Here is a 12,180-nt window from a genome sequence, read left to right as displayed (position 1 = left end):
GCAGCCCGTGCGTGATTACCTGCTGACGCTCTGTGTTACGGCTGCGGTGACGTATCTGCTGACCGGTCCGGTGCGGAAGTTCGCCATTGCGACCGGAGCGATGCCTGAGATCCGCGCCCGCGATGTGCACCGAGAGCCGACGCCGAGACTCGGCGGCATCGCCATGTTCTTCGGGCTGTGCGCGGGACTGCTGGTCGCAGACCATCTGCAGAATCTCAACAGCGTCTTCGAGCAGTCGAACGAACCGCGCGCGCTGCTCTCCGGCGCCGTTCTGATCTGGATCATCGGTGTCCTGGACGACAAGTTCGAGATCGACGCCCTGATCAAGCTCGGCGGCCAGATGATCGCCGCGGGTGTGATGGTGATGCAGGGTCTGACGATCCTGTGGATCCCCGTCCCCGGCGTCGGCACGGTCTCGCTGACTTCCTGGCAGGGCACCCTGCTGACTGTCGCGCTCGTCGTCGTCACCATCAACGCCGTCAACTTCGTGGACGGCCTGGACGGCCTCGCCGCCGGCATGGTGTGCATCGCCGCCGCGGCCTTCTTCCTCTACTCGTACCGGATCTGGTTCGGGTACATGATCGAGGCGGCCGCCCCCGCCACTCTCTTCACCGCGATCCTGATGGGCATGTGCCTGGGCTTCCTGCCGCACAACATGCACCCCGCCCGGATCTTCATGGGCGACTCGGGCTCGATGCTGATCGGTCTGGTGCTCGCGGCGGCGGCGATCTCGGTGACCGGCCAGGTGGACCCGGACGCCCTGAAGATCTTCGAGGGCAGCACCCGCCAGGCCACTCACGCCGCGCTGCCGGTCTTCATCCCGCTGCTGCTGCCGCTGACCATCATCGCGATCCCGGTCGCCGACCTGGTGCTCGCGATCGTCCGCCGTACCTGGAGCGGAAAGTCGCCGTTCGCCGCGGACCGTGGCCATCTGCACCACCGGCTGCTGGAGATCGGGCATTCGCACAGCCGCGCAGTCCTGATCATGTACTTCTGGTCGGCGCTGATCGCGTTCGGTGTCGTCGCGTACTCGGTGCACTCGGCGTCGATGTGGATCGTGCTGCTCATCGTGGCGCTGAGTGCGGTCGGCCTGGTGCTGCTGCTGCTGCCGCGCTTCACTCCGCGCGCCCCGCGCTGGGCGGAGGCCTTCGTGCCGCCGCGCTACCGGCGCAGCAAGATCCAGCCCGAGACGGTGCCCACGCTCTCGTACGAGCCGGAGGCGTCGGACGAGGAGCCCGAGGAGGAGCCCGAGGAGCGGACCCCGGTTCCGGCAGGCGTCAACGGAGCGACTGCCATCGGCCCCCGTTCGCGTTTCCCGGACCGGCGTAAGGCCGGAACGCGCGGATGACGATTCGCTGCATGTCGCCCATTACCAGACATCGCGACCAGTTGTCCTGCACACACGCGCGCACTCACTCTCATGTGTGACAGTCAGCACACCCTCAGGTAAAGACCTCATCAAATAGTTTGTGATACCGTTCACGAGACCCGGAGACGGAACCGAAGGGCCGTAGTGCGACGGTTCTTTGGCCCCGAGGACCCAACTCGGACCGGGCCTACGCTCGTCCATGACGACACCACTGCCCCCACCGAGCAAGCGGAGCTGCCGCCATGCCGTCCAACGACGTCCGGACTCTCCTTCGAGTCGCCGTACCCACCGCTGTCGCAGGCGCAATCGCCGTCGCGATCAGTGCGTTGGTTGCCGGCGGTAAGGGAGCTGTCGGCGCTGTCGTTGCGACGCTGATCGTGATCCTCTTCATGGGGATCGGGCTGGTGGTCCTGGAGCGGACGGCCAAGTCGCTTCCGCATCTGTTCCAGGCCATGGGGCTCATGCTCTATACGGCGCAGATTCTGCTGCTGTTCATCTTTGTCGCCGCGTTCAAGAACACCACGCTGTTCAATCCGAAGGCCTTCGCGATCACGCTGGTCGCAGCGACCCTCGTATGGATCGCCGCGCAGACCCGTGCGCACATGAAGGCCAAAATCCTTTACGTCGAACCGGACCCCTCCGAGGGCAAGAAGCCCGAGAACAAGGGGCCCTCCTCGTGAGGGGTAGGGCCGGTATAAGTGCGCGTTCGCGATCCTGCTATCGTCCGGTGCCAACTGCGGCATTGCGGGCGCGGGCAGCTGAGCTGACGCCTGCTCAATCGCGAGGCTCCCTGCCTGCCGGCCGCCCCCACATCCGTAACACCAGTCCAGTGCCGATCAGCGGCTGTGCGCCGCGCCGACACAACGAGGTTGCCGTACATATGCGCCACGCTGAAGGAGCCCGCGGTGAGTGCTGACCCGACGACGGTGCTCGCCTTCGAGACCGACTGCCACATCTTCTCCGGTTGTGGTTTCCCGGCTCCCGGCCTGCACTCGTTCCTGTTCGAGCCGATCATCGGCGACGCGGACAGCAACATCTACTTCAACAAGACGATGCTGCTGGCCCTGCTCGGCACGGTCATCATCGTCGGCTTCTTCTGGGCGGCCTTCCGTAAGCCGAAGGTCGTTCCCGGCAAGCTCCAGATGGTCGCCGAGACCGGCTACGATTTTGTCCGCCGCGGCATCGTCTACGAGATCATCGGCAAGAAGGACGGCGAGAAGTACGTCCCGCTGATGGTCTCGCTGTTCTTCTTCGTCTGGATGATGAACCTCTGGTCGATCATTCCGCTCGCCCAGTTCCCGGTGACCTCGATCATCGCGTACCCGGCAGCTCTTGCGCTCATCGTCTATGTCATCTGGATGAGCCTTACCTTCAAGACCCACGGTTTTGTCGGCGGCTTCAAGAATCTGACCGGCTACGACAAGTCGCTCGGCGCGGTTCTGCCGATGGTCATGGTCATCGAGTTCTTCTCGAACGTGCTGGTCCGCCCCTTTACGCACGCGGTCCGACTCTTCGCGAACATGTTCGCCGGACATACCCTGCTGCTGCTGTTCACGATTGCCAGCTGGTATCTGCTGAACGGAATCGGCATCGCCTACGCCGGTGTCTCGTTCGTGATGGTCCTGGTCATGACCGTCTTCGAGCTTTTCATCCAAGCGGTTCAGGCATACGTCTTCGTGCTCCTGGCCTGCAGCTTCATCCAGGGCGCGCTCGCCAAGCACCACTGACCGCCCACCCCCTGAACCCCATTGTCGTCCGGTGGCCAACCCCCACCGGTCCGTGAAAGAGAAGGAAGCACTGGCATGTCCCAGACTCTTGCTGCCGTCACCGGCTCCCTCGGCTCCATCGGTTACGGCCTCGCCGCCATCGGCCCCGGCGTCGGCGTCGGCATCATCTTCGGTAACGGCACCCAGGCTCTTGCCCGCCAGCCCGAGGCGGCCGGCCTGATCCGCCAGAACCAGATTCTCGGCTTCGCCTTCTGTGAGGCGCTCGCCCTCATCGGTCTGGTCATGCCGTTCGTCTACGGCCCGTGATCTTCGGGTCCACGAACAGCCAACTAGACGAAAGGCACTGATGTGAACCCTCTGGTTCCTCTCGCGGCCGCGGAGATGGAGAACCCTCTCTTTCCGCCGCTGCCCGAGCTCGTCATCGGCTTTCTCGCCTTTGTCATCGTCTTCGGCTTCCTCGCCAAGAAGCTCCTCCCGAACATCAACAGGGTTCTGGAAGAGCGCCGAGAGGCCATCGAGGGTGGCATCGAGAAGGCTGATGCAGCCAAGATCGAAGCCGAGAGTGTGCTCGAGCAGTACAAGGCTCAGCTCGCCGAGGCCCGCCACGAGGCCGCCCGGATGCGCCAGGAGGCGACCGAGCAGGGCGCCGCGATCATCCTGGAGATGAGGGCGGAAGGCCAGCGGCAGCGTGAGGAGATCACCGCTGCCGGCCACGTCCAGATCGAGGCCGACCGCAAGGCAGCGGCTGCGGCGCTGCGTCAGGACGTCGGCAAGCTCGCCGTCGAACTGGCCGGCAAGCTCGTCGGTGAGTCCCTGGAGGACCACGCCCGGCAGAGCCGCACCGTCGACCGCTTCCTCGAGGGACTCGAGGACAGCGCTTCGAAGGCCGAGGCCGCGCGATGAACGGAGCGAGCCGCGAGGCGCTGGCTGCCGCACGCGAGTCTCTTGACGCGCTGGCCGACAACACGTCGGTCGACGTGGCCAAGCTCGCTGAGGAGCTCGACGCCGTCACCGCGCTGCTCGACCGTGAGGTGTCGCTGCGTCGGGTCCTGACCGACCCGGCGCAGTCCGGCGAGGCCAAGGCCGAGCTGGCGCGACGCCTGCTGGGCGGCCAGGTGGGCGGCGAGACCGTCGACCTGATCTCCGGCATGGTGCGTTCCCGCTGGTCCAGGTCGCGCGACCTGGTCGACGCGGTCGAGGAGCTGGCGGCCACCGCCGACCTCACCGCGGCCCAGCGGGCCGGTGCGCTCGACGACGTCGAGGACGAGCTGTTCCGGTTCGGCCGGATCGTCGAATCCAGCACCGCGCTGCGGGCGGCGCTGACCGACAAGTCGGCTCCGGCGTCCGCCAAGGGCGGGCTGCTGCGCAGCCTGCTCGGCGGGAAGGCCAATCCGGTCACCGAGCGTCTGGTTGTCCGTCTTGTCACCCGGCCCCGGGGACGTAGCCTGGAGGCGGGACTCGAGTCCCTGTCCAAGCTCGCCGCGGCGCGCCGGAACCGGATGGTCGCCGTCGTCACCTCGGCGGTGCCGCTGACCGAGCAGCAGAGGCAGCGCCTCGGCGCCGGCCTCGCGCGGATCTACGGCCGCGAGATGCACCTCAACCTCGACGTGGACCCCGAGGTCCTCGGCGGGCTCGTGGTGCGCGTCGGCGACGAGATCATCGACGGCACGATCGTGGCCCGTCTCGACGAGGCGAACCGCCGCATCGCCGGCTGACCAGACACCAACTGAACACAGCAGTACGAGCGGCCCGGTTGGGCCGTGCAGAGATTGCAGAAGATTCCTGGGGGTCGGCCCCCAGACCCCTTAAGAACTTCGGGCCCAACAAGGAGAGCAGGGAACCCAGATGGCGGAGCTCACGATCCGGCCGGAGGAGATCCGGGACGCGCTGGAGAACTTTGTCCAGTCGTACCAGCCGGACGCGGCCTCGCGCGAGGAGGTCGGTACGGTCAGCGTTGCCGGCGACGGCATTGCGAAGGTCGAGGGTCTTCCCTCGGCCATGGCGAGCGAGCTGCTGAAGTTCGAGGACGGCACCCTCGGTCTCGCCCTCAACCTCGAGGAGCGCGAGATCGGCTGCGTCGTCCTCGGCGAGTTCAGCGGTATCGAGGAGGGCCAGCCGGTGCAGCGCACCGGTGAGGTTCTCTCTGTCGCTGTCGGCGAGGGCTACCTGGGTCGCGTCGTCGACCCGCTCGGCACCCCGATCGACGGCCTCGGCGAGATCGAGACCGACGGCCGGCGCGCCCTCGAGCTGCAGGCCCCGGGCGTCATGGCCCGTAAGTCGGTGCACGAGCCGATGCAGACCGGCTACAAGGCCGTCGACGCGATGGTGCCGATCGGCCGTGGCCAGCGTCAGCTGATCATTGGCGACCGTCAGACCGGCAAGACCGCTCTGGCCGTCGACACGATCATCAACCAGCGCGACAACTGGCGCTCGGGCGACGTGAAGAAGCAGGTTCGCTGCATCTACGTCGCCATCGGCCAGAAGGGCTCCACCATCGCGTCCGTGCGCGGTGCGCTGGAGGAGGCGGGCGCGCTCGAGTACACGACGATCGTCGCCGCCCCGGCGTCCGACCCGGCCGGCTTCAAGTACCTGGCGCCGTACACCGGCTCGGCCATCGGCCAGCACTGGATGTACCAGGGCAAGCACGTCCTGATCATCTTCGACGACCTGTCGAAGCAGGCCGACGCCTACCGCGCCGTGTCGCTGCTCCTGCGCCGTCCGCCGGGCCGCGAGGCGTACCCCGGTGACGTCTTCTACCTGCACTCTCGTCTCCTCGAGCGTTGCGCGAAGCTGTCGGACGACATGGGTGCGGGTTCGATGACGGGCCTCCCGATCGTCGAGACCAAGGCGAACGACGTGTCGGCGTTCATCCCGACCAACGTCATCTCCATCACCGACGGCCAGTGCTTCCTGGAGTCCGACCTGTTCAACGCGGGCCAGCGCCCGGCGCTGAACGTCGGTATCTCGGTCTCCCGTGTCGGTGGCTCCGCGCAGCACAAGGCCATGAAGCAGGTTTCCGGCCGTCTGCGCGTGGACCTCGCCCAGTACCGCGAGCTGGAGGCGTTCGCCGCCTTCGGTTCCGACCTGGACGCGGCTTCCAAGGCGCAGATGGAGCGCGGCAAGCGCATGGTCGAGCTGCTCAAGCAGCCTCAGTACCAGCCGATGCCCATCGAGGAGCAGGTCGTCTCCGTCTGGGCCGGTACCACCGGCAAGATGGACGACGTCCCGGTCCCGGACATCCGCCGCTTCGAGTCCGAGCTCCTCGAGTACCTGCGCCGTGAGCGCAAGGAGCTCCTGACCAGCATCACCGAGGGCGGCAAGATGTCCGACGACACCCTGCAGGCCATCGCTGACGCGATCGCCGCCTTCAAGCGTCAGTTCGAGACCTCGGACGGCAAGCTTCTGGGCGAAGACGCGCCGGTCAGCACGGCCAAGTGACGACGGAAGGGACCTGACTCATGGGAGCCCAGCTCCGGGTCTACAAGCGTCGCATCAAATCCGTCACCGCGACCAAGAAGATCACCAAGGCGATGGAGATGATCGCCGCCTCGCGCATCGTCAAGGCGCAGCGCCAGGTGGCGGCCTCCACCCCGTACGCGACCGAGCTCACCCGTGCGGTGACCGCGGTGGCGACCGGGTCGAACACCAAGCACCCCCTCACCACCGAGGTGGAGGCTCCGGTCCGCGCCGCGATCCTGCTCATCACGAGCGACCGCGGTCTGGCCGGCGGCTACTCCGCCAACGCCATCAAGGCGGCGGAGCAGCTCACGGAGCGGCTCCGCGGCGAGGGCAAGGAGGTCGACAACTACATCGTCGGCCGCAAGGGTGTCGCGTACTACGGCTTCCGTGAGCGCAAGATCGCGGAGTCGTGGACCGGCTTCACCGACAACCCGACCTACGCCGACGCCAAGAAGGTCGCAGAACCGCTGATCGCGGCTGTCCAGCAGGACACGGCCGAGGGCGGCGTGGACGAGCTCCACATCGTCTTCACCGAGTTCGTCTCGATGCTGACGCAGACGCCGGTGCAGAACCGGCTGCTGCCCCTCAGTCTCGAGGAGGCGGTCGAGGAGTCGGGCACCAAGGGCGAGATCCTGCCCCTGTTCGACTTCGAGCCGTCGGCGGAGGACGTCCTCGACGCCCTACTGCCGCGATACGTCGAGAGCCGGATCTACAACGCGCTGCTCCAGGCCGCTGCTTCCAAGCACGCTGCCACCCGCCGCGCAATGAAGTCCGCGACCGACAACGCCGGTGAGCTCATCAAGAGCCTCTCCCGGCTTGCCAACGCGGCCCGCCAGGCCGAAATCACCCAGGAAATCAGCGAGATCGTCGGTGGCGCCAGCGCCCTGGCCGACGCGACCGCGGGGAGTGACAAGTAATGACGACGACAGTTGAGACGGCCGCCGCCACGGGCCGCGTCGCCCGGGTGATCGGCCCGGTCGTCGACGTGGAGTTCCCCGTCGACGCAATGCCGGAGATCTACAACGCGCTGACCGTTCAGGTCGCCGACCCTGCCGAGGACGGCAAGCTCAAGACGCTGACGCTCGAGGTTGCCCAGCACCTCGGCGAGGGCATCGTGCGCGCCATCTCGATGCAGCCCACCGACGGTCTGGTCCGCCAGGCCGCGGTGACCGACACCGGTTCGGGCATCACGGTGCCGGTCGGCGACTTCACCAAGGGCAAGGTGTTCAACACCCTCGGTGAGGTTTTGAACGTCCCCGACGCGAACAGCGAGAGCACCGAGCGCTGGCCCATCCACCGCAAGGCCCCCAGCTTCGACCAGCTCGAGTCCAAGACCGAGATGTTCGAGACGGGCATCAAGGTCATCGACCTTCTCACCCCGTACGTCAAGGGTGGAAAGATCGGTCTGTTCGGTGGCGCCGGTGTCGGCAAGACCGTTCTGATCCAGGAGATGATCTACCGCGTCGCCAACAACCACGACGGTGTGTCGGTGTTCGCGGGCGTCGGTGAGCGTACCCGTGAGGGCAACGACCTCATCGAGGAGATGAGCGAGTCGGGCGTCATCGACAAGACGGCGCTTGTCTTCGGTCAGATGGACGAGCCGCCGGGCACCCGCCTGCGCGTCGCCCTGGCCGGTCTGACCATGGCGGAGTACTTCCGCGATATTCAGAAGCAGGACGTGCTCTTCTTCATCGACAACATCTTCCGGTACACCCAGGCCGGCTCCGAGGTGTCCACCCTGCTCGGCCGTATGCCGTCCGCGGTGGGTTACCAGCCGAACCTGGCCGACGAGATGGGTCTGCTGCAGGAGCGCATCACCTCGACGCGTGGTCACTCGATCACCTCGATGCAGGCGATCTACGTCCCCGCGGACGACCTGACCGACCCGGCCCCGGCCACCACCTTCGCCCACCTCGACGCGACGACGGTTCTCTCCCGTCCGATCTCGGAGAAGGGCATCTACCCGGCCGTGGACCCGCTGGACTCCACGTCCCGGATCCTGGACCCGCGCTACATCGCGCAGGACCACTACGACTGCGCCATGCGCGTCAAGGGAATCCTGCAGAAGTACAAGGACCTCCAGGACATCATCGCGATCCTCGGCATCGACGAGCTGGGCGAGGAGGACAAGCTTGTTGTCCACCGTGCCCGTCGCGTCGAGCGTTTCCTGTCGCAGAACACCCACGTCGCCAAGCAGTTCACCGGCGTGGACGGTTCGGACGTGCCGCTCGAGGAGTCGATCGCCGCATTCAACGCGATCTGCGACGGTGAGTACGACCACTTCCCCGAGCAGGCGTTCTTCATGTGCGGTGGCATTGAGGACCTCAAGGCCAACGCCAAGGAGCTCGGCGTCTCCTGAGTCCGCTGACTCGTGAAGGGGGGCGGGGTGCGTCCTGCCCCCCTTCGTACGCCTACTAGAATTGACCCAACACCCGGCAGCTGTGCCGGGTGGTGACCCGAGGAGCCACCCTTGGCTGCTGAGCTGCATGTCGAGCTGGTCGCCGCGGACCGTAGTGTCTGGTCCGGCGAGGCCACCCTGGTCGTCGCGCGCACCACGTCCGGCGACATCGGCGTCATGCCCGGTCACCAGCCGCTGCTCGGTGTGCTGGAATCGGGCCCTGTGACCATCCGTACGAGCGAGGGCGGGACCGTCGTCGCCGCGGTGCACGGCGGTTTCATCTCGTTCGCCGACAACAAGCTGTCCCTGCTGGCTGAGATCGCCGAGCTGGCAGACGAAATCGACGCCCAGCGCGCGGAGCGTGCGCTGGAGCGGGCCAAGTCGGACGAGGACGCCGCCGCAGAGCGGCGCGCCGATGTCCGGCTGCGTGCGGTGGCGGTGCGCTGAGTACCCCGCCGACAGTCCCTTCGGGGGTCTGGGGCCCGCTCCCCGGACAGACTCAGCCGCGGCTCGGGCTGGATTTCTCCAGACCGTGCCGCGGCTGAGGCAATGCAGCAGGTGCACGTGGGATTGCGTGTGGGACTAGGACGAACGATGCGAGGAGGTCGGTGGAGATGTTCCTCGCTCTGCTTGTGAGCGGCCTGGTTCTGGTCACCCTGGTTGCGGTCGGACTGTTCGTCTTCGGACTGCGACGGCGGCTGATCCAGCGCTCGGGCGGCACCTTCGACTGCAGTATGCGCTGGAACGTCCCGGAGGAGACCGACCTCTCCGGCAAGGGCTGGGTGTACGGCGTCGCCCGCTACAGCGGTGACCGGATCATGTGGTTCCGGGTCTTCTCGTACGCCCCCCGCCCGCGGCGTGTCCTGGAGCGCTCGGCGATCGAGGTCATCTCGCGCCGCACTCCCGAGGGCGAGGAGGAGCTGGCGCTGCTGTCCGACGCGGTGGTGCTGGGCTGTCTGCACCGGGGGACGCGGCTGGAGCTTGCGATGAGCGAGGACGCGCTGACCGGTTTCCTCGCCTGGCTCGAGGCGGCACCGCCCGGCCAACGAGTCAATGTCGCCTAAATAGGGCCTCTCGTTGGTTGGGGGTCCCCCCGGACGAAGTCTGGGGGAGAGTCAATGTCGCCTAAATAGGGCCTCTCGTTGGTTGGGGGTCCCCCCGGACGAAGTCTGGGGGAGAGTCAATGTCGCCTAATTAGGGCTGCAGTTGGTTGGGGGTCCCCCCGGACGAAGTCTGGGGGAGGGTTAACGTCGCCTGAATAGGGCTGCTCGTTGGCCGGTGGACGGGCCTGCGGCCCAGAGACATCACAAAGCCCGGGAGACCGCTCTCCCGGGCTTCGTTGTGAGCCGTGCTAGTTCAGGCCGCTGTTGATCGCGCTGACCAGCTCTCCGTTCGCCGTGTCACCGCTGAATTCCCAGAAGAACGCGCCTCCCAGGCCCTGCCCCTTCGCCCAGCTCATCTTCGAGCCGACGGTGGCCGGGGTGTCGTAGCTCCACCAGTTGGTGCCGCAGTGCGCGTAGGCCGTGCCGGCGACCGTGCCGTTCGCCGGGCAGCTGTTCTTGAGCACCTTGTAGTCCTCGATGCCCTGCTCGTACGTGCCGGGGGCCGCTCCCGTCGCGCTGCCGCCCGGAGCGCTCTGGGTCACCCCGGTCCAGCCGCGCCCGTAGAAGCCGATGCCGAGCAGCAGTTTGGCCGACGGCACGCCCTTCGCCTTGAACTTGGCTATCGCCTCGGCGGAGTTGAAGCCCGCCTGCGGGATGCCGGGGTACGAGGTGAGCGGGGAGTGCGGGGCGGTCGGGCCCTGTGCGGCCCAGGCGCCGAAGAAGTCGTACGTCATCACGTTGTACCAGTTGAGGTACTGGGCCGCGCCGCCGTAGTCGGCGGCGTCGATCTTGCCGCCGGCCGAGGCATCGGCCGTGACGGCCGCGGTGACCAGGTTGCCCGTCCCGAACTTGGCGCGCATCGCCTGCATCATGTTCTTGAACGCGGCAGGCCCGCTGGTGTCGCAGGACAGGCCGCAGGCGTTCGGGTACTCCCAGTCCAGGTCGATGCCGTCGAATACGTCCGCCCAGCGCGGGTCCTCCACCAGGTCGTAGCAGGACTGCGCGAAGGCCGCTGGATTCGCCGCGGCCTGGCCGAAGCCGCCGGACCAGGTCCAGCCGCCGAACGACCAGAGCACCTTGATGTGCGGGTACTTCGCCTTGAGCTTGCGCAGCTGGTTGAAGTTGCCGCGCAGCGGCTGGTCCCAGGTGTCGGCGACGCCGTCGACTGACTGGTCGGCGGTGTACGCCTTGTCGTAGTCGGCGTAGGCGTCACCGATGGCGCAGCGGCCGCCGGTCACATTGCCGAAGGCGTAGTTGATGTGGGTGATCTTCGACGCGGAGCCGGAGGTGTCCAGGTTCTTCACGTGGTAGTTGCGCCCGTAGACGCCCCACTCGGTGAAGTAGCCGAGCTTGACCGTGGAGCCGGGCCCGGGGCCCGGGTCGCCGCCACCGCCGGTGGTGCGAACCGCGCGTGCGCCGCTGACCGGGCCGGTCTGGTCGGCGGTGTCACGGGCCTGGACGGTGTACGAGTAGTCGGTGCCGGCGGTCAGCCCGGTGTTCGTGTACGTCGTGCCGGTCACCGTCGCGATCTTGGCGCCGTCACGCAGTACGTCGTAGTTCTTGATGCCGTTGTCGTCGGTGGCGGCGGTCCAGGTCAGCTTCACCGAGGTGTTGGTGATGTCGGACGCGCTCGGGGTGCCGGGGGCGGAGGGCGGGTTGTCGCCGGGCACGCTGCCGCCGTCACAGGAGGCGCCGTTGAGCTTGCAGCCGGAGGGCGAGCCGGAGCCGGTGCCGTTGAAGCCGAAGGAGACGGACGCGCCCGCGGCCAGTGTGCCGTTGTACGACTTGTTCCTGGCGGTCCAGTGGGTGCCGGAGCTGGTGACGTCCGCGTCCCAGGCGGAGGTGACCGCGGTGCCCGAGGGGAAGTCCCACTCGACGGTCCAGGAGGTGAGCGATGTGGTGCCGGTGTTCTTGACCGTCCACTTGCCTTCGAAGCCGGTGCCCCAGTCGGAGACCTTGGTGTAGGTGGCGGTCGCCGAGGGAGCGGCTTCGGCGGGGGAGGCGAGAGAGACCATGGCGGCCAGGGGCAGCAGCAGCGCGGTCAGTCCCGCGACGGCTCTGGATCTGAATCTGAATCTGAATCTGGGACTGTGCAGTGGGGGTTGCGTGTTCACGGGTTGCTCC

Annotated in this window: 12 protein-coding genes; 11 read left to right on the top strand and 1 reads right to left on the bottom strand. The window is 67.0% G+C overall.

Annotation, left to right across the window (positions count from 1 at the left end):
* Positions 1-7 precede the first annotated feature (7 nt).
* From J7E87_RS11895 to J7E87_RS11845, 11 genes are all read left to right on the top strand, one after another.
* The gene (locus J7E87_RS11895; RefSeq protein WP_215092874.1) at positions 8-1,348 is read left to right on the top strand and encodes an MraY family glycosyltransferase; all 1,341 of its coding nucleotides are present in this window, start codon (positions 8-10) and stop codon (positions 1,346-1,348) included.
* A 263-nt stretch (positions 1,349-1,611) separates the two neighbouring features.
* Entirely contained in the window at positions 1,612-2,049 is a 438-nt protein-coding gene (locus J7E87_RS11890) for a hypothetical protein (protein WP_215092873.1), read from the top strand.
* Positions 2,050-2,274: 225 nt separating this feature from the next.
* Positions 2,275-3,096: a F0F1 ATP synthase subunit A gene (gene atpB, locus J7E87_RS11885; protein ID WP_215092872.1), complete on the top strand. Its 822-nt coding sequence runs from the start codon at positions 2,275-2,277 to the stop codon at positions 3,094-3,096.
* Positions 3,097-3,171: 75 nt separating this feature from the next.
* On the top strand, positions 3,172-3,402 hold the full coding sequence (gene atpE, locus J7E87_RS11880) for an ATP synthase F0 subunit C (protein ID WP_175257461.1): 231 nt from the start codon (positions 3,172-3,174) through the stop codon (positions 3,400-3,402).
* A 42-nt stretch (positions 3,403-3,444) separates the two neighbouring features.
* A complete protein-coding gene (locus tag J7E87_RS11875; RefSeq protein ID WP_215092870.1) occupies positions 3,445-3,999 on the top strand; it encodes a F0F1 ATP synthase subunit B in 555 nt (184 codons plus the stop codon).
* On the top strand, positions 3,996-4,811 hold the full coding sequence (locus tag J7E87_RS11870; RefSeq protein WP_215092868.1) for a F0F1 ATP synthase subunit delta: 816 nt from the start codon (positions 3,996-3,998) through the stop codon (positions 4,809-4,811). The genes J7E87_RS11875 and J7E87_RS11870 overlap by 4 nt, the downstream gene beginning before the upstream one ends.
* A 130-nt stretch (positions 4,812-4,941) precedes the next feature.
* Entirely contained in the window at positions 4,942-6,534 is a 1,593-nt protein-coding gene (gene atpA / locus J7E87_RS11865; RefSeq protein WP_215092866.1) for a F0F1 ATP synthase subunit alpha, read from the top strand.
* 20 nt (positions 6,535-6,554) lie between these two features.
* Positions 6,555-7,472 carry a F0F1 ATP synthase subunit gamma gene (locus J7E87_RS11860; protein ID WP_215092864.1) on the top strand — a complete coding sequence of 306 codons (918 nt, stop codon included), beginning with the start codon at positions 6,555-6,557 and terminating at the stop codon, positions 7,470-7,472.
* A complete protein-coding gene (gene atpD / locus J7E87_RS11855; protein WP_215092862.1) occupies positions 7,472-8,914 on the top strand; it encodes a F0F1 ATP synthase subunit beta in 1,443 nt (480 codons plus the stop codon). Before J7E87_RS11860 ends, atpD begins: the two co-directional genes overlap by 1 nt.
* Before the next feature lie 111 nt (positions 8,915-9,025).
* Positions 9,026-9,400: a F0F1 ATP synthase subunit epsilon gene (locus J7E87_RS11850; protein WP_215092860.1), complete on the top strand. Its 375-nt coding sequence runs from the start codon at positions 9,026-9,028 to the stop codon at positions 9,398-9,400.
* Between the two features lie 167 nt (positions 9,401-9,567).
* Positions 9,568-10,017 (top strand): DUF2550 domain-containing protein, encoded by a 450-nt coding sequence (locus J7E87_RS11845; RefSeq protein ID WP_215092858.1) that lies wholly within the window; start codon positions 9,568-9,570, stop codon positions 10,015-10,017.
* Between the two features lie 287 nt (positions 10,018-10,304).
* Here J7E87_RS11845 and J7E87_RS11840 read toward each other — a convergent pair whose 3' ends face one another.
* Positions 10,305-12,170: a glycoside hydrolase family 18 chitinase gene (locus tag J7E87_RS11840; protein WP_215092856.1), complete on the bottom strand. Its 1,866-nt coding sequence runs from the start codon at positions 12,168-12,170 to the stop codon at positions 10,305-10,307.
* Positions 12,171-12,180: the final 10 nt, after the last annotated feature.

Origin of the sequence: Streptomyces sp. ISL-1, assembly GCF_018614585.1 — a bacterium.
Lineage (GTDB): Bacteria > Actinomycetota > Actinomycetes > Streptomycetales > Streptomycetaceae > Streptomyces > Streptomyces maoxianensis.
The sequence above is the reverse complement of the archived record's forward strand: the minus strand, read 5'-3'. Positions and strand labels throughout refer to the sequence as shown.